19 protein-coding genes are annotated in these 19,346 nt (G+C 66.3%); 14 read left to right on the top strand and 5 right to left on the bottom strand.

The window, feature by feature from the left end; genetic code table 11:
• Positions 1–113: 113 nt before the first annotated feature.
• The 3 genes from qcrA to ctaE all read right to left on the bottom strand — a co-directional run bounded on the left by qcrA (position 114) and on the right by ctaE (position 2,965).
• Positions 114–1,289, bottom strand: coding sequence for a cytochrome bc1 complex Rieske iron-sulfur subunit (qcrA, locus tag ACL02S_RS19725; protein ID WP_412803942.1), 1,176 nt, complete (start codon positions 1,287–1,289; stop codon positions 114–116).
• Positions 1,290–1,403: 114 nt separating this feature from the next.
• A complete protein-coding gene (qcrC, locus tag ACL02S_RS19720; RefSeq protein WP_412803935.1) occupies positions 1,404–2,267 on the bottom strand; it encodes a cytochrome bc1 complex diheme cytochrome c subunit in 864 nt (287 codons plus the stop codon).
• A gap of 86 nt (positions 2,268–2,353) precedes the next feature.
• Positions 2,354–2,965, bottom strand: coding sequence for an aa3-type cytochrome oxidase subunit III (gene ctaE, locus ACL02S_RS19715; RefSeq protein WP_412803934.1), 612 nt, complete (start codon positions 2,963–2,965; stop codon positions 2,354–2,356).
• A gap of 178 nt (positions 2,966–3,143) precedes the next feature.
• Here ctaE and ACL02S_RS19710 point away from each other — a divergent pair, with 178 nt between their 5' ends.
• Both ACL02S_RS19710 and trpD read left to right on the top strand, forming a co-directional pair.
• Positions 3,144–3,590 carry a hypothetical protein gene (locus tag ACL02S_RS19710; protein ID WP_412803933.1) on the top strand — a complete coding sequence of 149 codons (447 nt, stop codon included), beginning with the start codon at positions 3,144–3,146 and terminating at the stop codon, positions 3,588–3,590.
• 50 nt (positions 3,591–3,640) lie between these two features.
• Positions 3,641–4,702, top strand: a complete 1,062-nt coding sequence (gene trpD, locus ACL02S_RS19705) for an anthranilate phosphoribosyltransferase (RefSeq protein ID WP_412803932.1) — start codon at positions 3,641–3,643, stop codon at positions 4,700–4,702.
• Positions 4,703–4,711: 9 nt separating this feature from the next.
• Here trpD and ACL02S_RS19700 read toward each other — a convergent pair whose 3' ends face one another.
• Positions 4,712–4,987, bottom strand: a complete 276-nt coding sequence (locus ACL02S_RS19700) for an Lrp/AsnC family transcriptional regulator (RefSeq protein ID WP_412803931.1) — start codon at positions 4,985–4,987, stop codon at positions 4,712–4,714.
• Between the two features lie 5 nt (positions 4,988–4,992).
• Positions 4,993–6,795, bottom strand: a complete 1,803-nt coding sequence (locus ACL02S_RS19695; protein ID WP_412803930.1) for a DEDD exonuclease domain-containing protein — start codon at positions 6,793–6,795, stop codon at positions 4,993–4,995.
• Between the two features lie 551 nt (positions 6,796–7,346).
• On the opposite strand from ACL02S_RS19695, the gene ACL02S_RS19690 reads away from it, so the two are divergent.
• The 12 genes from ACL02S_RS19690 (at position 7,347) to ACL02S_RS19635 (ending at position 19,274) form a co-directional block, all read left to right on the top strand.
• Positions 7,347–7,955, top strand: coding sequence for a C40 family peptidase (locus tag ACL02S_RS19690; RefSeq protein ID WP_412803929.1), 609 nt, complete (start codon positions 7,347–7,349; stop codon positions 7,953–7,955).
• A gap of 246 nt (positions 7,956–8,201) precedes the next feature.
• On the top strand, positions 8,202–9,299 hold the full coding sequence (locus ACL02S_RS19685) for an NlpC/P60 family protein (protein ID WP_412803928.1): 1,098 nt from the start codon (positions 8,202–8,204) through the stop codon (positions 9,297–9,299).
• Positions 9,300–9,573: 274 nt separating this feature from the next.
• Positions 9,574–10,500, top strand: coding sequence for a hypothetical protein (locus tag ACL02S_RS19680; protein WP_412803927.1), 927 nt, complete (start codon positions 9,574–9,576; stop codon positions 10,498–10,500).
• A gap of 75 nt (positions 10,501–10,575) precedes the next feature.
• Entirely contained in the window at positions 10,576–11,703 is a 1,128-nt protein-coding gene (locus ACL02S_RS19675; protein ID WP_412803926.1) for a glycosyltransferase family 4 protein, read from the top strand.
• A gap of 29 nt (positions 11,704–11,732) precedes the next feature.
• Positions 11,733–12,116, top strand: coding sequence for a polyketide cyclase / dehydrase and lipid transport (locus ACL02S_RS19670; protein WP_412803925.1), 384 nt, complete (start codon positions 11,733–11,735; stop codon positions 12,114–12,116).
• Positions 12,117–12,156: 40 nt separating this feature from the next.
• Positions 12,157–12,594, top strand: a complete 438-nt coding sequence (locus ACL02S_RS19665; protein ID WP_412803924.1) for an SRPBCC family protein — start codon at positions 12,157–12,159, stop codon at positions 12,592–12,594.
• Positions 12,591–13,901 carry an ArsA family ATPase gene (locus ACL02S_RS19660; protein ID WP_412803941.1) on the top strand — a complete coding sequence of 437 codons (1,311 nt, stop codon included), beginning with the start codon at positions 12,591–12,593 and terminating at the stop codon, positions 13,899–13,901. The genes ACL02S_RS19665 and ACL02S_RS19660 overlap by 4 nt, the downstream gene beginning before the upstream one ends.
• Positions 13,891–14,316: a hypothetical protein gene (locus tag ACL02S_RS19655; protein ID WP_412803923.1), complete on the top strand. Its 426-nt coding sequence runs from the start codon at positions 13,891–13,893 to the stop codon at positions 14,314–14,316. The genes ACL02S_RS19660 and ACL02S_RS19655 overlap by 11 nt, the downstream gene beginning before the upstream one ends.
• Positions 14,313–15,323: an ROK family glucokinase gene (locus ACL02S_RS19650; protein WP_412803922.1), complete on the top strand. Its 1,011-nt coding sequence runs from the start codon at positions 14,313–14,315 to the stop codon at positions 15,321–15,323. Before ACL02S_RS19655 ends, ACL02S_RS19650 begins: the two co-directional genes overlap by 4 nt.
• A 206-nt stretch (positions 15,324–15,529) precedes the next feature.
• Complete coding sequence (locus ACL02S_RS19645; RefSeq protein WP_412803921.1) at positions 15,530–16,255, top strand: lysophospholipid acyltransferase family protein; 726 nt, start codon at positions 15,530–15,532, stop codon at positions 16,253–16,255.
• Positions 16,256–16,363: 108 nt separating this feature from the next.
• Positions 16,364–17,932 carry an alkaline phosphatase D family protein gene (locus ACL02S_RS19640; RefSeq protein WP_412803920.1) on the top strand — a complete coding sequence of 523 codons (1,569 nt, stop codon included), beginning with the start codon at positions 16,364–16,366 and terminating at the stop codon, positions 17,930–17,932.
• 52 nt (positions 17,933–17,984) lie between these two features.
• Positions 17,985–19,274 carry an FAD-binding oxidoreductase gene (locus ACL02S_RS19635; protein WP_412803919.1) on the top strand — a complete coding sequence of 430 codons (1,290 nt, stop codon included), beginning with the start codon at positions 17,985–17,987 and terminating at the stop codon, positions 19,272–19,274.
• The last annotated feature ends 72 nt before the right edge of the window (positions 19,275–19,346 follow it).

Genomic DNA, 19,346 nt, shown 5'->3' with positions numbered 1-19,346 from the left:
ACCCAACAAAAACGACCAATGCGTCGGAAAGACCTTATTGATCGACCGCTTCACGAACGCCGCGGCACGATACCGCTCATCCGCCTCGCTGGCTTGTACTGCGATAGAAGGACTCATGAGCGGCGCTCCCAGAAGGCCGGGCCGAGCGGCTCGATGAAGTCGCCGTTGGCGACCAGGAAGCCCTCAGCGTTGACGGTGATCGGCAGCTGCGGCAGTGCGCGAGCAGCGGGACCGAAGACCGGCTTACCCCATTCGGTCGCGGAGAACTGCGACTGGTGGCAGGGGCACAGAATCCGGTTGGTCTGCTGCTCGAACAGCGAGGTGGGGCAGCCGAGATGGGTGCAGATCTTCGAATAGGCGAAGTAGTCGCCGTAGTTGAAGCTCTCCTGGCCCTTGCGCTTGATCGCCTTCTCCGCGTCCTCGGTGCGCAGCCGGATCAACATGACCGCGTTGCGGATACCGCGCAGCGATTTGAAGGTGGCGTGCTCGTCTCCGCGCCACTTCTCCTTCCACGGGAACACCGTCTCCATGGCGCCCGCGTCCAGATCCTCAGGACGCACCAGGACGACGTCCTGCGGGCGGCCGGTATCCCGGCGGAGGTAGATGGTCTCGCCCGCGTAGTCCGGGGTCCAGCCCGAGACCCACAGCGGCGACTTGTCGCCCTTGGCCCACGGGTTCTTGATCAGACCACCGGCGAATACCAGCAGCGAACCGATACCGAGCACACCGACGCCTGCGCCCGCGGTACGCAGGAGCATCTTGCGCCGGGCGAGCGTGGAGGTGTCCAGCGCGTCCTGCAGCTCGGCGGCAAGAGTCCGACGCTCGACCTCGGGCGAGGGGCCGTCGTGCCGCTGCTGGACGGACAATTCGGCGGGGATGAGCGTCTTGCGGATCAGCACCACCGCGACGCCGATGACCAGCACCGAGATACCGAAGGTCAGACCGACCAGCGGGGTGAACAGCGAGTAGAGCCCGTGGCCTTCCTCGTCCTTGCCCTTGAACTCCCACGGCCAGAACAGGAACACGCCGACCAGTGCCGCTGCCGCGATACCGGATACCGCGAACCAGAAGGTCACCGCGCGCTCGGCCCGCTTCTCCGCGCGGGTGCCAGGGACCGGGAACCGCTCGCGGCGGTAGACGACCTCGACATCGTCGCGTCCGGTACCGAGCTCTACCAGCTCGTCACGCGACATCGCGTCGAGTTCCGCCTCGGTCGGCTCCGCCGGGGTGGCCGGCACCGACTGTTCCTTCGACGATGGCGCGTCGTGGCCCTCATCCGGCCGACCCATGTCGTCTCGCTCCTTATCGCTCATGGCGTGTGTCCTTTCGGCATGACCGGGCGCCCTCCGTGGTCACGCAAGCTACCGCAGTCACGCAAACTACCGCCTCCTGGCGCTGAGCGGTCATGACCGGGATCCGATCCATATCGCGCCACCGACCACGAGCGTGATGCCGAGCACCCAGATGACCAGCCCCTCGGTCGCGGGACCGAAGCCGCCGAGATCCCAGCCGCCCGGGCTGCGCTCCTCACTGGCGTTCTTGACGTAGGCGACGATGTCGCGCTTCTCCTCCGGGCTCAGCTGACGGTCGGAGAACTTCGGCATGTTCTGCGGACCGGTGAGCATCGCGGTGTAGATCTGCTGCTCGTTAGCAGGATCCAGCGGCGGCGCGTACTTACCGGACGACAGCGCGCCACCGCGTCCGGTGAAGTTGTGACAGGACGCGCAGTTCATCCGGAACAGCTCCGAACCGCGGGCGATATCCGAACCGCGCAGTGACTCCTGGGCGATCTCGCCGTTCTCGTCGCGGATCACGGTCGGACCGCCGCCATTGGCCGCGATGTACGCGCCGAGCGCGTCGGTCTGGTGCGCGTCGAACTTCGGTGGTTTGCGCTCGACCTGGGCCTCGTTCCTGGTCATCGGCATACGACCGGAGGACACCTGGAAGTAGACCGCGGCCTCACCGACACCGACCAGGCTCGGACCGCGATCGGGCACACCTTGCAGGTTCGCGCCGTGGCAGGTGATGCAGGAGGTGTCGTACAGCTGCTTGCCCTCGCGGATCAACGCGGACTGATCCTCGTTCGCGGTGGCGCGCTGCGGCTCTGGGGTGAGGACCGAGGCCAGAAAGCCTGCTCCGACGAGGCCCACCAGCAGCGCAAGCCCGCCCGCAATGCGACGGCGGATGCGGCGCTGCCTGCGCGTCTTGCTGGCCTGGCCGTTCCCGGGGCTGGCGGGCTCTGGCGCTGACGGGGGAGATGAACTCATCTGTGTCCCTTTTGGAGTAGACGGAACCGACTTGTGCGAAAGATTGCGGGTCGCGCCGCGCATACTCGGCCACGCGGCGACGACACTCAGCGGACGAAGTAGATCGTGGCGAACAACCCGATCCACACGATGTCGACGAAGTGCCAGTAGTAGGAGACGACAATCGCCGCGGTGGCCTGCGCCGGGGTGAACTTGCTGAGCTTCGTGCGGATCAGCAGCAGCACGAATGCGATCAGACCACCGATGACGTGCAGACCGTGGAAGCCGGTGGTGATGTAGAACACCGAGCCGTAGACGCTGCTGGAGATCGTCGTGCCCTCATGGACGAGGTTCATGTACTCGTAGGCCTGGCCCGCGACGAAGAAGGTGCCCATCAGCAGGGTGATGACGTACCAGCGGCGCAGCCCGAACACGTCACCGCGCTCTGCGGCGAACACCCCCATCTGGCAGGTGAAAGACGAGGCGACCAGCACGGCCGTGACCGGCACCGCGAGATACAGATTCAGCTCGGTGGGTTCCGGCGGCCAAGGGCCGGTCGCTTGCGCGCGCGCGACGAAGTACATCGCGAACAGGCCCGCGAAGAACATCAGCTCGCTCGACAGCCAGATGATGGTACCGACGCTGACCATGTTGGGCCGGTTCAGCGAATGCACACGCTGAGTAATGGCCGATCCTGGGGTCCCTACTGCGGTCGTCACGGGGTAAGTATGACTCGTCGTAGTACGACAGCAGTACCCGGGTGCGTAACTCGTTCTCCTGTGTCGGGTAACGCGGCATACGACGAGCGCCCGACCAGGCGTGTCAGCATGACAGATCGGTCGGCATGACGGGTAAGGGTTCCGTCAGCATGACAGGCGAGGGTAAGGAGAAGCTGAGATGGCGACGAAGGGACCCGCGTGGCGGTGGCTACGGCTCTTCCGGCGGCACCGACCTGCGACACTCGACCCGGACAGCGCCGATCTGGTGGTGGTCGCGGCAGGCTTCGACGATGCGGAGGCATGTTCGGCCGTACTGGCACGTGCGACCGAACTGACCAGGGACGCGCCCGCAGTGCTACGGCATCATCTGCGTATTCCACCCCAGCATGTGGAAACCGTGTGCGCGATCGCCGCGCAGGATGGATATTCCCCGGTACGGGCGGCGGGCGGACCGGAAACGGCCCCGCTGGAAACCGTGCTCCTACAGCGCGTCCAGCTGCTGGACGCGCTGCACTGCGCACAAGAGCGCGTCCGGATGGCAGGCCTCGCGCAGCGGTACGAAGGGGTCGCCGACGGCTGGGATGCCCTACAGCCGGGCTCCTCGGCTCGGCCACCCGCGGACTAGGCTGCTTTCCGGATGAACTGGTCGGCGCACCAGCGGGACGGGAGTATGGAATGAGCGGACGCAGCTGGCCTCAGATACTTGGAGCCCTCGCCGACGGCAACGACCTCGCCACCGGCGATACGGCATGGGCGATGAACGAGATCATGTCCGATAACGCCACCCCAGCGCAGATCGCCGCCTTCGGCGTCGCCATGAAGATCAAAGGCCCGACTCCCACCGAGCTGACCGGCCTGGCCTCGGGCATGCTCGACCATGCCCGCCTGGTACGAATCGACGGCGACGCGGTCGATATCGTCGGCACCGGCGGTGACCGCAGTGGCTCGGTGAACATCTCGACCATGTCCTCGATCGTGGTGGCCGCGACCGGCACACCGGTCGTCAAACACGGCAGTCGGGCCTCGTCGTCCAAGAGCGGCGGTGCCGATGTACTGGAGGCGCTCGGGGTACGGCTGTCACTCGGCCCGGAGGCGGTGGCGCGCTGTGTGCGGGAGGCGGGCATCGGATTCTGTTTCGCGCCCGTCTTCCATCCCGCGCTGCGCTACGCGGGAGCGGCGCGCCGTGAGATCGGCATCCCCACCATATTCAATGTGCTCGGGCCGCTGACCAATCCGGCACAGCCGCGTGCCGGGCTGGTCGGCTGCGCGTTCGCCGATCTGCTCCCGGTGATCGCGGGCGTGTTCGCCGACCGCGGCGCCAGTGCGCTTGTGGTGCGCGGCAACGACGGTCTGGACGAGATCACCACCTCCGACACCACCGACGCGTGGATCGTCTCCGGCGGACGCAAACGCCGGACGACCATCGATCCCACCCGGCTCGGTATTCCCCGCGTCGAACTGGACGCGCTGCGCGGCGGCGATGCCGAAGTGAACGCGGGCGTGGCCCGCGATGTGTTCGCAGGCACCCACGGAGCAGTCCGGGACGCGGTCCTGCTGAATTCCGCCGCCGCGATCGTGGCCTACGGCTGGTCTCGCGGCGAGGGCGATCCAGAGGGCGATCTACACGACGCGCTGGCCGCGGGCATCGATATCGCCGCGGCGGCGATCGACAACGGCGGAGCGGCCGCGCTGCTGTCGCGCTGGGCCAAACTGACCCAGACGCTCGGCGACAGCTGAACAGCCGGACTACTCACCCAGCGAGAAACCCGCTTCCACATCGGCGCTCGAATACGATTTGAAGGCGATATGCGTCGTGGTGCGCAGCACACCAGGCGTCTTATCGATCCGGCCGGTCACCACCTCGGCGATCCGCTCGTGATCACGAACCCGTACCAATGCGATCAAGTCCACGTCCCCCGCGCAGGAATAGACCTCCGCGACTCCCTCGGCGTCCGCGACCGCCTGCGCGGTCTCGGGGATACGGCCGTTGTCGGCATGAATCAGGACGATCGCGGTAATCATGGTGCTCAGCCTAAGCGGTCGAGATACGACTGCTCGGCGGGTTGTGCCCGCGCCGCGGCGGCGGCTGTCGCCGCCCAGCCCAGCCAACGTGCCGCGCTGTACATCTGCTCACGGTAGCCCTCGGTGGTTCGCACGATCCGCACCCCTCGGCGCGCCAGCCAGCGCACGATCAAAGCCACTTCTTCCGGCGCGGCGCCACGCAACGGTGCCGCACTCCCCGCGACAGGGGCCTGAGCAGGCACGACCGTCTCAGCGGTAGCGGCGATCCGGTCTACCACCGGCATCGGCGGCACGGTGTGCGGTGCGGTACCGGATCCGGCAAGGCGGCCGTAGCGGATAACCGCGAATTCCCAACCACCGCTACCGTCGGGATGCGCGACGATCAGCTCGGCGATCTCCGCCAGTGCCACCAACCGCTGCACCCGATGCAGTGCGCGTATCGCCAGGACCGTACGATCACGCAAACGCGCGGCAGCCTCGAAGTTTTCTGCGTGCGAGAGGCTTTCGATCTGTTCGAACATGGACCGCAGCGGCGCGTCCGTCTGTCCGGCGAACAGTGCGCGGACGAGTTCGGGGGCGGCCGCGTATTCGGCCTGGTCCAGCGGGCGACCTTCCCGTGCCGCCGGACACCCGCCGATCACAGCGGGCGGACAGTCGTGGACCCCGTGCCGGGGCAGCCGGGTCGCGCAGGTGCGCACACCGGTGTACTCGGCGATGAGCGCACCCAGATCGGCCGCGTCATTCCGTGAGGTGAACGGACCGACCACGTCCATCGCGTCCATGGATGGTTCCCGTACCACCGAGAACCGCGGGAACGGCTCCCGAGTCAGGGTGAGCCACCAGACCCGGCGCGGGAACTTCGACTTGCGGTTGTACGGCGGGGTGTGTGCCACCAGTAGCCGCAGTTCCCGGATACCGGCCTCCAGCGCGTGCGCGCATACGACGTGGTCGACCCGCGTCGCAAGCGACACCATCTCCCGCATCCGGCTCCTGGTTTCCGAACCGGTGAAGTAGGTACGGACGCGACGACGCAGGTTCACTGCTGTGCCGATATAGAGCACTTCGTCGGAAGGACCACGGAACAGATACACCCCTGGGTCGGCGGGCAGCTCGGCCGCGAGGAAGCGTTTGGCGCGCTGTGGTGGCGCGATACCCGGCAGGTAGTCGAACAGCTCGGTACGGCTACGCACGCCCTGGTTACCGATCCGGCCGAGCAGGGCATGCAGGACATCGACGGTCGCGCGGGCGTCCTGCAGGGCCCGGTGCGCCGGTGTCGTGGCAGCGCCGAACAACCGGGCCAGCTCACTCAACCGCACCGAGGGCGCTTCGGCGCGGTCGAGTACCCGCCGAGCCAGCTGTACCGTGCACAGCACCTGCGGCGCGGGCCAGGAGATATCGCATCGGGCCGCGGCGGCCCGCAGAAACGCCATATCGAACCGAGCGTTGTGCGCTACGCACACCACGCCAACGGCGGGATCGGCGGATCCGGTGAATCCCGCGAACTCCAGGAAGCTCGGCAGCACCGCCTCGATCCGGGGCGCGGCATGCACCATCGCGGTCGTGATCCCGGTGATGCGCACGATGGCGGGCGGGATCGGGCGGCCGGGATCGACCAGCGTCGCGAACTCGCCGAGCACCTCGCCGCCACGCACTTTCACCGCGCCGATCTCGGTGATGGCATCGGCCTCAGGACTGGTTCCCGTGGTCTCCAGGTCCACAACCACGAAGGTGGTGTCGAAGAGAGGGGTGTCGAGTTCGTCGAAGGCCAGTTGCCTGGTGACATCCGGGCGTGGAGCGAGGTCGGACACACCCCGCAGCGTAGGGCCACGGTCCGACAACACAACGCACCTACGGCACGTGGATGCCCGGATAACAACACGGCAACCGAACACATTTACCCGCAAATGATCTAGGAATGCCTCAATGGGACGTAGATCACAATCATTCTGTATATGCATCAAAGGGCCGGACGCGCCGGATGAGGTGCGCCGAACGGCTACCGGGCGCGTCGACAACCCGACTCGCCCGAAGGGCTAACAGGTGGCCATATCGAGATTCGCATCGATTTCATCGAATCCACCTGTGGGAACTGCTATCACCGCAGGCAAGGCGACCGATCGAGCCCCTGGGGCACACCAGGGCAGCAAACCTGAAAACACTCGAAATTTCATCATTGTTATCTTTTCGTGATTGGTGGGACATAGCTCACACCACGCATTCGCCGGATTCACCGAAGGCTCGTCATTCACATTCAGGGGTTTACATACCACCGTGATCTTTTCGTAGCCTTTTCGAGACCTCGCGGAGTCCATCGCGCCACCCGGTGCGGCGTCGTGAGGCAGATTGGGAGTACCGCATCATGACGACCAACGCTGTCAAGCGTCAGGCACAGCGCACTGTTGCCGCCGGGGCCGTCGGCGCTGCCACCCTCGGCGCGTTCCTACTGCCCGCCGCCCCGGCTTCAGCTCAACCGGTGACCATTCCCGGCATGGGGACCATCGAGATCCCGAACGAGATCCAGATCCCACAAGGAATCCCGGGACTCGAGCTGCCCGCACCAGCTCCCCTGCCCGTTCCGGCCCCCGAGGCTCTGCCCGCCCCCGCGCCCTTCACCGCACCGACGAAGTCCGTCGGCGAAATCGCCCTCGACGCCGCGATGAGCAAGATCGGCTCCCCGTATGTCTACGGCGCCGCGGGCCCCAACTCGTTCGACTGCTCCGGACTGGTCCAGTGGTCCTATCGGCAGGCGGGTCGCGAGCTGCCACGCACCAGTGGCGCACAGCTCGCCGCCGGCGCCCCTGTGTCGATGAACAATCTGCGCCCCGGCGACCTGATCTCCTTCTACGGCGGGGGACACTCCGGCCTCTACGCCGGTAACGGCAATGTGGTGCACGCGGCCACTTCCGGTACACCCGTGCAGATCTCTCCGATCTCCTCGATGCCGGTCGCCGGAGCTCGCCGCTTCTGAGACGGACAAAGCGGATATAACGACAACCCCTGCGAATCGCTGCCGGGCCGCAACCGCGAATCGGCAGCACCGCGGAACCTGTGATCGCTTCGGGGCCTACTGGACATCGCCCCACGCCGTTCCGTAACCTAAATCAGATCTTTTACTGGTTAGCCCGGTTGCGCATCTGGCGAGTGCCTATCCGGCATACTTCCTGGTTCGGCGAAAGCCTCTCGCCGATTCCACGAGAGCTCACTGTACGAGAGAATGGGGCAGGCGCAGGCGGTGCCGGAACATCACCGAAGTCGATATCAGCGAAGCAGACGAGTACACCGTCTGTTAGGAGCAGCGCTGACGGCCGGAATCCTGACCACCGGCCTCTACGGCGGCGGGCCTGCCTACGCCGATCCGGTCGCTTCCCCCGCGACCGCGACCGAAGCCGTCCAGCGAATGATCGAGCTGTCCCGGCAATCCGAGCAGCTCAACCAGCAGGCCCTCGGAGCAGCGGCCGAATTCGACGCGAAGCTCACCGCGCAGCGCGCGGCCGACGCCGAGCTGGCCGCACGTACCGACGCAGCCGACCTCGCCCGCGCCGAAGTACGCCGGTACCAGCCGGTCATCGACCGGACCGCGATCGCCGCGTACCAGGGCGCCAGAACCAACCGGCTGTTCACCGTCCTGGTCAGCGACTCACCGCAACAACTGCTCGACCAGATGTCCACCCTCGATGTGGTCACCGCGCAGACCGCCGAACAGCTCGACCACTACCGCGAGGCCACCGATATCGCCGCAGCGGCCGAGTCGGCGGCCAAGGCCGCCGCCGACGCCGCCCGCACAGCAGCGCAGCAAGCCGATGCGGTACGCGTCGACCTCGACCGCAAGCGCGGCGATCTCGGCGCCGCCATCACTCAGGTGGTGCAGGCATGGAGCGCGCTGTCGATCAAGGACAAGTCCATGCTGGCAGGCTCCCCGTTCCCGCCCGGCTTCGACCGCGATACCTTGTTACAGGGTCTCGTCCCCGGCAGCGGCACCAGCGCTCTGGCGGCCGGACTCACCCGCGTCGGCGACCCCTATGTCTGGGGTGCTACCGGTCCGAACCAATTCGACTGTTCCGGCCTGATCCAGTGGGCATTCCGGCAGGTCGGTAAAAAAGTACCGCGCACAAGCTCACAGCAGGCCGGCTACGGCACACCCGTCGCCAAGAAGGATCTGCAACCCGGCGATGTCGTCTTCTTCTACCCCGATATCTCACATGTGGGCATCTACGCGGGTAATGGGCTCATGTTGCATGCCTCTACCTTCGGTGTTCCCGTCGCGGTCGCGCCGATGGGCTCGACGCCGTTCCACTCCGCTCGGCGGTACTGACCGTCATGAGTAAGACTGATCGTCATGAGTAAACCGGTCACCGCCGCCGCACCACCCGCGGCGAGCCCGAACGACAACCGCGCATGACCGGGAACGATACGAGCGGTCTACACCTCGCGCCGAGTATCCGGCGGCGAAGGCATCGCCGCCGGATACTCGGCGCGACATACCGTGCCATCGACCAGGGCAGGCCACGGTGGTAACCGGAATCCGCAGATTCGGCGCCTGGTGCACAGCGCGCCGACGTTTCGAGTTCTGTCTCACCGTAACGATCATGCTGGCGTTGACCGGACTCGGCGCCGCACTGCTCATGCTCCCGAACGCGGTACTGCCCGCACTACCCACCGCCCAACCGGAGACCACCTACGCCGTAGACCGGACAACGGCCGCCGATCCGAGAGTGGCCGATATACAGCGCATCATCGAACCGTTCGGACCGATCGTCGTCCGTGCGGTGCCGACCGGTGACGGGCAAGAGTCTCTTCTCGTCGGCCATCCCAGCCAGCGCGACGACATCGACATCCTGGAACGCGAACTCGCCCCGGCGATCGATGCGGTGACCGAGGTACTCGGACCGGAATGGGCCCAGTCGGCGCTGGTGGTCGTGGCCTCCTCCCCCTCCGAATTCGCCGGCCTGCTGCGCACGAGCACTCTCGTTCCCGCCGAGGTCGCCGCCGCATCAGTCGCCGACCCGTTCACACCGGGTACCGAACCCACCGGCCAGCGCGTGGTCTTCAGTCCTGACGCGGGTCAACGTCTCGGCCCCGACGGTATGGCGACCTTGTTACGGCACGAACTGACTCACCTCGCGACCCGGGCCCGCACCGTAGACGGTGCGCCGCTGTGGATGCTGGAAGGCTTCGCCGATTACACCGCCCACCATGGCCGGGGGCGGCGCTTCGCCGATATCGCCCCTACTGTCGCCGCGCATACGCACAGTGGTGACATCCCGCACGGCTTCCCCGACGATACCGATTTCTCCGGCCCCGATGCCGCATTCGCTTACGAGAAGGCGTGGTCGATCTGCGCTTTCATCGCCGGGAAGTACAGCAGGGCCCACCTCGTCCAGCTCTATGAGCGCATCGCCGCGGCCGAACAGGACGCAGGCACCGAGGATCTCATCCTCCGCGAAGTACTCGGCACCACCCGATCCGACTTCATCGCAGGCTGGCGCGCGTGGCTCGATACCAGGACGGCCTGATCGTCCTGCCCGACCGCAACGGGTGACGAACCCGCGACGGCACCGGCACGAACCGGACCAAGTATTTTGTTGCGCATGGCCCGAACTTTGCTGGTTACCAACGATTTCCCGCCACGGCCGGGTGGTATCCAATCATATTTGCAAGCACTGGCCGGTCAGCTGCCCCCGGATGACCTGGTGGTCTACGCCCCACGCTGGCGTGGCGACAGCCATCTGAAGTTCGATGCCAACCAGAAATTCCAGGTAGTTCGCCATCCCACCACGCTGATGCTTCCCTCGCCACTCGTGCGGCGCCGGGCCGCGCGCCTGGTGCGGAGTGAGAAGTGCGACACAGTGTGGTTCGGCGCGGCGGCACCGCTGGCATTGCTGACCCCGGCACTGCGCCGGGCAGGCGCCGAGCGCGTGCTGGCCAGTACTCACGGCCATGAGGTGGGTTGGTCGATGCTGCCCGGTGCCAGACAGACACTACGTGCCATCGGCGAGCACACCGATGTGGTCACCTATGTCAGCCGCTACACCCGTCGCCGATTCGCCGCCGCGTTCGGGCCGAACGCAGCGCTGGAGTATCTGCCGCCCGGCGTGGACACCGAGGTGTTCCACCCGGATCCGGCAGCACGCGCCGAACTGCGGGTGCGCTACGGCCTCGGCGACCGCCCGACCATTCTGTGCCTATCGCGCCTGGTCCCACGGAAGGGACAGGACGCGCTGATTCTCGCGATGCGCGATATCCGCACCAGGATCGATGGGGCTGTCCTTGTCATCGCGGGGGGCGGCCCAGCGGAGGGGAAGCTGCGCAAGCTGGCAACCGAGGCAGGAGTCACCGATGACGTCGTGTTCACCGGCCGGGTTCCGTCCGGCGAACTCGCCGCCCACCACACCCTCGCCGATGTCTTCGCCATGCCGTGCCGGACCAGAGGCGCGGGGCTGGATGTGGAAGGCCTCGGCATCGTGTACCTGGAGGCATCCGCCTGTGGTGTTCCGGTGGTAGCGGGCAATTCCGGTGGCGCACCGGAAACCGTTCGCGAGGGCGAGACCGGGCGGGTGGTTGACGGCCGGTCCGTCCAGCAGATCGCCGACGTCCTGGTGGAAATTCTGTCCGACCGGGAAGCGGCGGCACGGATGGGCAGGGCGGGGCGAGCGTTCGTCGAGCAACACTGGCACTGGGACAACCTGGGCGCACGCTTACGACAGTTGCTGCGGTGATCGGCAACGCATCTACTACGCTCAGCGGAGTGAGCAGTATCCAGGTCGCAGATCAGACCTTCGTCGCCGCACCGGGGGCCGCCGTCGCCGAGTTACTGGCGGGACCGAGCAATTGGCGCCGCTGGTGGCCGGACCTGGTCGTGGAAATCCGGGAGGATCGAGGAGAGAACGGTATCCGCTGGGCGGTGACCGGCGCGCTGGACGGAACTATGGAGGTATGGCTGGAACCCGCACTCGACGGGGTGATCCTGCACTATTTCCTCCATGCCGAACCGGTGCCCGCACTGCCGGTGAACAAACTCGCCGCCGCCAACCGAGCTCGCCGGGTCGCGGGCAAAGACATGTCGTTCGAACTGAAATCCCGGCTGGAGGCGGGTCGCCCAGCCGGTGTCGCACCCGCGCACCTACCGTGACACCAGGCCCGCCCGCACGCTGAAAGGAACCGCTGTCCGCATGGCCGACAGGACCCAGAGATCGATCATCATCGAGGCCCCGTCGCAGCAGGTGATGTCCGTCATCGCCGACCTGGAGTCCTACCCGGAGTGGGTCTCGGCGGCGAAGTCCGTCGATGTGCTGAAGCGAGGTCGGGACGGCTTGGCCGAGACCGCACGCTTCGTGCTCGACGCAGGCGTCGTCAAAGACACCTATGTCTTGTCCTACGACTGGCGCCCTGACCGCAAGGCGGTCAGTTGGACGCTGCTCAGCGGTGAACTACAGAAGATGCAGAACGGCACCTACGAGCTGATCGATCAGCCCGGCGGTGGCACCGAGGTCGTCTACACCCTGACCGTCGATCTGAACATCCCCATGATCGGTATGTTCAAGCGCAAAGCCGAAAAGGTGATCACCGATACCGCGCTGAAAGAACTGAAGAAACGGGTCGAGGGCTGACCGCGCATACGACCCGGGTCGAGCTGTTCATCGGCAAGGGCGGGGTAGGTAAGACCACGCTGGCGTGTGCCACTGCGATGTCCGCGGCCAGATCTGGCCTGCGCGTACTGGTCGCCTCACTCGATCAGGCGCATTCACTCGGCGATGCGCTCGGCTTCCGGGTGCCGCACGACCCCGGCACGGTGACCGGAGTGCAGACCGTACTCCCCGGCTTGGACGTGATCGAAGTGGATTCACTCGCCTTACTGGAGGACCGGTTCCGCGATGTGGTCCGGATGGTCTCGATGGGCCGTGGTCATGACCACGGTATCGATATCGCCGCACTGGATCCGGCGGAACTGACCGGGCTGCCCGGCGTGCAGGAACTACTGATGCTGGTGGAGATCACCCAGTTCGCCATAGCGGACGACTGGGATCTGGTCGTGGTCGACTGTCCGCCGTCAGCGGATATGCTGCGCATTGTCACCGCACCGGACACACTACTCGGCTATCTGGAGCGGATCTGGCCGCCGCGGGCGCGAGCGCTCGAAGTCATCGGCACCGATCTGCGCCGCGCCGTGCTCGCGGCCACGGTCGAACGAATCGTGAAAGCGGTCACCGAGGTTCGTGATCTGCTCGCCGATCATCGACGTACCGGAGCACGGCTGGTCACCCTCGCCGAGCGAGTCGCGGTGGCCGAATCGGAACGTGTGCGTTCCGCTACCGCACTGCTCGGCCTGCGGCTGGATACCGTTGTCGTGAACAAGGTATTGCCCGCCCTCAGCTCACCTGCGGATTCGGTGCGCGCCGAACACCCAGCGGTGCACTGGTATTCGAACCGCCGCGGCGAGCAGACCGAGGTGATCACCGAGTTGCGCCGCAAAATGCCGGGTATCCCGGTGGTGGTCGCACCACATACCGGACCGGAGCCGATCGGACTGAACTCGCTGACCGCACTGTCCTATGCGGTGGACTCGACAGGAAATACCGGCCGTCCGGAGCTTATGCTGGGCAAGAATCAAGCGGAGGTCGACGCGATTCCCGGCGCACCGGTGGTTCACCGGGAATCCGGCACCGGGGTGCAGTCGGTGTACGCGCTGCGCATGCACCTGCCGATCGTCGACACCGCGACGCTGCGCCTTGGCCGAGTGGAGGACGATTTGATCGTGGGAGCGGACGGAGTCCGGCGCCGGGTGCGCTTGGCACCGGTATTGCGGCGGTGCGCGGTCGAAGGTGCCGAACTCGACGACGAGCACCTGGTGATCCGGTTCCGGCCCGATCCGCGGCTCTGGTCACGCGAGTCCGAAAGTGATGGACATGACCGGTGATCCACATCGACCCGAGGCAGAGAAAACCGGCGACCATGCCCCGCCGAGCGGTGTCAACGAATTCGCTGCGGAACTGAAGTTACTGGCCGAGGCGGTACTGGAACGGGTGGAGCCGGTACTGCGGCAGGCCGCGGGCGGTCCGACCGAATGGTCCAGTTGTCACTGGTGTCCGGTGTGCGCGGCAGCCGCACTGGTACGGGGGGAGCATCATGAGGTACTGGCCGCGGTCGCGGACCACGGCACCGCGATCGTCACCGTACTGCGCGAAGCACTGGCCGGGGTACCGGTCGAACCGGTTATGCCGACCGATACCGACCCGGAAACCGGTGCGCCGCATCGGCACGGCCCACCTACGGACACGGAGGATCCCGAACGCGCCCGATACGTGGACATTCCCGTGACAATCAAGGTATGACGCGCCAGATGGCCCATGCGTGCCCGCTGACCGTCGGAATCGATGTCGGCGGTACCAACATTCGCGCTTCCGTGGTCGATGACAGTGGCGAGGTACTGGATACCGTCCAGGCGCCGACACCACATTCGGCGCGGGCGCTGGAGGACGCACTGGACTTCGCCGTGCGCGATCTGCGTCGCAGGCACCCGATCGGCGCGGTGGGCCTCGCGGTCGCGGGATTCGTCAACGGCGACCGCTCCACTGTCCGGTTCGCCCCACATCTGCCCTGGCAGGACGCCCCGGTCGCACAGCGACTCACCGACCGTCTCGAACTACCGGTGATCCTGGAGCACGATGCCAATGCCGCGATGTGGGCCGAGCACCGGTTCGGCGCCGCGGCGGGTGGCCACAACGTGGTACTCATCACGATCGGCACCGGCATCGGTTCGGCGCTTCTCATCGAGGGCAGGTTGTATCGAGGCACCCACGGCGCCGCACCGGAACTCGGCCACCTCAGGGTGGTTCCGGAGGGCAGGGCCTGTCCGTGCGGTAAGCGCGGCTGCTGGGAGCGCTACTGCAGCGGGACGGCGCTGGCCGATACCGCCATCGAGATGCTTGCCACCGCACCGGTGCGGTCGGTACTGGCAAGAGACGTGGCACGTGATCCTGGCTCGCTGACCGGACGCCGGGTCGCAGGCGCGGCACAGGACGGCGACCCGCTCGCAGTGCGAGTGATGGCCGATTTCGCGCGCTGGCTCGGACTCGGGCTCGCTTTCGTCAGCGACCTCTTCGATCCGGACCTTGTGGTCATCGCGGGTGGTGTCAGTAGTTCGGCACCCCTGTTCCTCGATGAGGCCCGCGAAGAATACGCCCGCACGATCACCGGCGCGGGCCACCGGCCACTTGCCCGCATCAGGACCACCCAGCTCGGCGAGGCCGCGGGCATGATCGGTGCCGCCGACCTGGCCAAGGCCGCGCTGCAGGCGTGTCCGCGCACGCCCGCGCGGGTGGCGCGCACCAGTCGCTGACCCGACCGCGACACGCCCCGCTCCGTCTTCTGGCACACCGCCGCCTCCTGAGCCATCGCGACACATCGACCGGCGCCAGTGCTTGCTGTCGGCACCTCGGTGTGGTGAGATTCGCCGACGCAGTTGGATGTGATCTTGCACCAGCGGTAAAGTCGGCAATTGACGCAGGTACCCGCCACTATCCCAGGCCCGGGGGAAGGACGTTCATGTTCTATTGGCTGCTGAAGTTCGTACTGCTGGGGCCGCTCATCCATCTCTACAATCGGCCTACGGTCGAGGGTGCGCAGCATATTCCGGCGGACGGGCCTGCCATCCTGGCGGGTAACCACCTCTCCTTCGCCGACTGGCTGTTCGCTCCGCTGCTGAGTCCACGGCGGATCAACTACCTGGCGAAGGCCGAGTACTTCACCACCCCCGGTCTCAAGGGGCGGATGCAGAAATTCTTCTTCAGCACCACCGGCCAGTACCCGATCGATCGCAGCGGCGCCGATGCCGCCGAGGACGCGCTCAACGCGGCACGCAAGCTGCTGGACCAGGGACGCCTGGTCGGTCTCTACCCGGAAGGCACCCGCTCCCCCGATGGTCGCCTGTACAAGGGCAAGACCGGCCTGGCCCGGCTCGCATTGGAAACCGGCGTCCCGGTGATTCCGGTAGCCGTCATCGGCACCGACGAGGTCAGCCCCCCCGGCCCCTTCCGCTGGCGCCGCAGGAAGGTGACCGTCAAGTTCGGTGCGCCGCTCGATTTCTCCCGCTACGAGGGGATGGCAGGCAACCGCTTCGTCGAGCGCGCCGTCACCGACGAGGTGATGTACGAACTGATGCGCCTCAGCGGCCAAGAGTATGTCGATGTCTACGCCCACAGCCTGAAGAAGGGTGTGCCGAGCGGCGACCACCCCGAGGCCGCACGGATCCCGGACACCGCCGTGGGCTGACCGCGGCACCACGCCTGGTCCGCCCGGCCAACAGCGGCCTGCTCGCTGTTGGCCGGGCGGACCCGGCGTGTTCACGTCGTGTTGGCGTCACTGCGACAGGCTTGCGCCATGACACGCTCGGACTTCAGAGTTTCCCGGCGCACCCTGCTGCGCACCTCCGCCCTCGGACTCGTTGCGGCACCCGCATTGGCCGCGTGCTCCTCGGACAACGGCCAAGGACTGCTCCGGCAGCGCCCGGCGCTCACGCACGGCGTCGCGGTGGGCGATCCGAGGACGGATGGGGCACTGATCTGGGCACGCGCGGACCGACCTGCCACGATGATCGTAGAGACCGCGGCCACCGAATCGTTCACCGACGCCAAACGCTTCACCGGACCACTACTCACACCGGATTCCGACGGCACAGGCCGGATGCGGATCAACGGTCTGCCCGCAGGGCAGCAGGTGCACTATCGGGTGACGCTAGAGGGCGAAGACGGCGCGACCTCCGAACCGGTCACCGGCGTCTTCCGTACTGTGCCGACCAGTACATCGGATATCACCCTGCAGTGGTCCGGCGATGTCGCGGGCCAGGGCTACGGCATCAACCCGGACCTCGGCGGTATGCAGATCTTCTCCACTATGGCCGCCCGCGATCCGCACCTTTTCCTGCATTCCGGCGATTCGATCTATGCCGACGGACCGCTGAAGGAAACGGTGACCTTGCCCGATGGCCGGATCTGGCGCAATACCGTGAGCGAGGCCAAAAGCGCTGTCGCGCAGACGCTGGACCAATTCCGCGGCAACTACGCCTACAACCTGACCGACGAGAACTACCGCCGCTTCAACAGCACCGTCGCCCAAGTGGTGCAGTGGGATGACCACGAGACGGTGAACAACTGGTACCCGGGTGGTGTGCTCGCCGAATCCAAGGGCTACACCGAACGCAGTATGGACACCCTGGCCGCACGGTCCTGGCAAGCCTTCCACGAGTGGATGCCGCTGGAGCCGACAGAGGCGGGAGACGGCCGCCTGTACCGCAAGATCGCCTACGGTCCACTGCTCGATGTCTTCGTGCTGGATATGCGGACGTACAAGGACACCAACGACGCCAACAATGGGCCCGACGGTCACATTCTCGGGGCGGCGCAGACGGCCTGGCTGATCGATGGTCTGCGGGCCTCCAAGGCCACCTGGAAGATCATTGCCAGTGATATGCCACTCGGTCTCGTGGTCCCTGACGGCGAACAGAAGAACACCACTGCCTACGAAGGCCCCGCCAACGGTGATCCAGGGGCGCCGTCAGGCCGGGAAAGCGAAATCGCCAGGGTGCTCTCATCGATCAAGGCGAACAAGGTGACCGATGTGGTGTGGCTGACCGCGGATGTGCATTACACGGCAGCGCATCATTACGCACCCGAGCGCGCCGCGTTCACCGATTTCGACGAGTTCTGGGAGTTCGTCTCCGGTCCGCTCAACGCGGGTGCGTTCGGACCGAACGAACTGGACGGCACCTTCGGCCCGGAGGCGGTCTTCGTACACGCGCCGCCCGCCCCGAACCTCTCGCCACTGGACAGCGCCTTTCAGCACTTCGGCGAGGTACGCATCGATGGGAAGTCCAGGGAATTGACTGTCGATCTGTGCGATGCGAACGGGACGGTGCTGTTCAGCAAACGTCTCGCGCCCGCGCAGCGGTAACGTCCCGTCGAGGGCGAGCAGTGGCGGCCGTGCTGTGGTTAGCTTTTCTGCTATGAGCACGCCGCACACTGCCAGCACCACCGAGGAATATCTCCCCTGCGATACCGCCGATGTCGTTCGCACAGTCCGGGATTCGCGTGGACGATCGGAACAGTTGATGGTGTACGGCGGCGAGCAGGCCGTGGAGCTCGACAGTGAAGAGCTCACCCTGCCCGCTGCGCCGACCGTGGTGTCGCTGCGCCGGATGAACAAGGTGCTCGACATCAATCTCGGCAGGCGCACCGTCCGGGTACAGGCAGGCGCCAAGCTCTCGGAGATAGACCGCAAGCTCGGCGCCCACGGGCTCGGCCTGCCCATCGTCGGCGACCACCGTGATATCACCGCGGGCGGTTTCGCCTCGGTCGGCGGGGTCAGCACGGCCTCCCATAAATACGGTCTGTTCATCGACCAGGTCGTCGACCTGGAATACGTTGACACCGACGGACGCATCGGCACCTGTGGGCGCACTCACCACACCGAACGATTCCAGCGCCTGCTCGGCGCGGGCGGACGGGCCGGGATCATCACCGCGCTCACCCTGGACGCGATCGAGGTGGACAAGGACCGCACCTGGCTGAACACCAACGCCGACCGGTTCCTGGACTTCGATTCGTTCGTCGAACATGCCTATGCCGAGATCGCCCGGCCGGGCGATGCGGAGCTGCAAGTCGGCCGCTGGGTCGATACGGCGCCGCTGAAAGTGGCCAGGCCGGTCGGCACCGGACACGTGCAACTGGGCACTGTACGGTTCGGGCAGTGGTCGAGTCTGCATCCCACTGTGCCGACCCGATCGTTGCGGGCGCGCCGCGAGGTGGGGTCACGGGCGCGGAAATCGCTCGGCGCTATCGCCTCCGCCGCGAGTGGTAAGGCGGGCATGCCGGTACGCAACGCGGCCGCGGGCGCGGTGCTGTTCGCGCCGAAGGTACAGACGCTGCGCGACGCGGAGTACCTGGCCGATACGGCGCTCAGCTCGTCCGAACGTGGCCCGGCCTACCGCGTGGGTGTTTTCGCCCCACTGTCGAGCTATATGTCGGTGTTCTACCGTCTCCACGATCTGTTCTCCGGGCACCGAGAACGTACCGGTTGCTTCACTGTCATCTCGGCGATGACCTATGGCGTGCGCTCACCCTACTTACGCACGGAATCAGCCGCGCGCGGCCTACCTGCCGAGGACCACGGACTGATCACGTTCACCTGCCGGTTGCGGCCCACCGCGTGGCCATCGGAACTGCTGCGCGATATCGTCTCCGGAGTCGAGGAGATCTGTCGCTCGGAGAAGGCACTGCGCTATTCGGCGGAGTAATCCGCGGCCCCGGCGTATGCGCGGGGCCCCCGCCTGGGCACACCTCCGGCGGCCGAGCCACGGCCCGCGCCG

Origin of the sequence: Nocardia spongicola (assembly GCF_047200775.1) — a bacterium.
In the GTDB taxonomy this organism is placed as follows: domain Bacteria; phylum Actinomycetota; class Actinomycetes; order Mycobacteriales; family Mycobacteriaceae; genus Nocardia.
The sequence above is the reverse complement of the archived record's forward strand: the minus strand, read 5'-3'. Positions and strand labels throughout refer to the sequence as shown.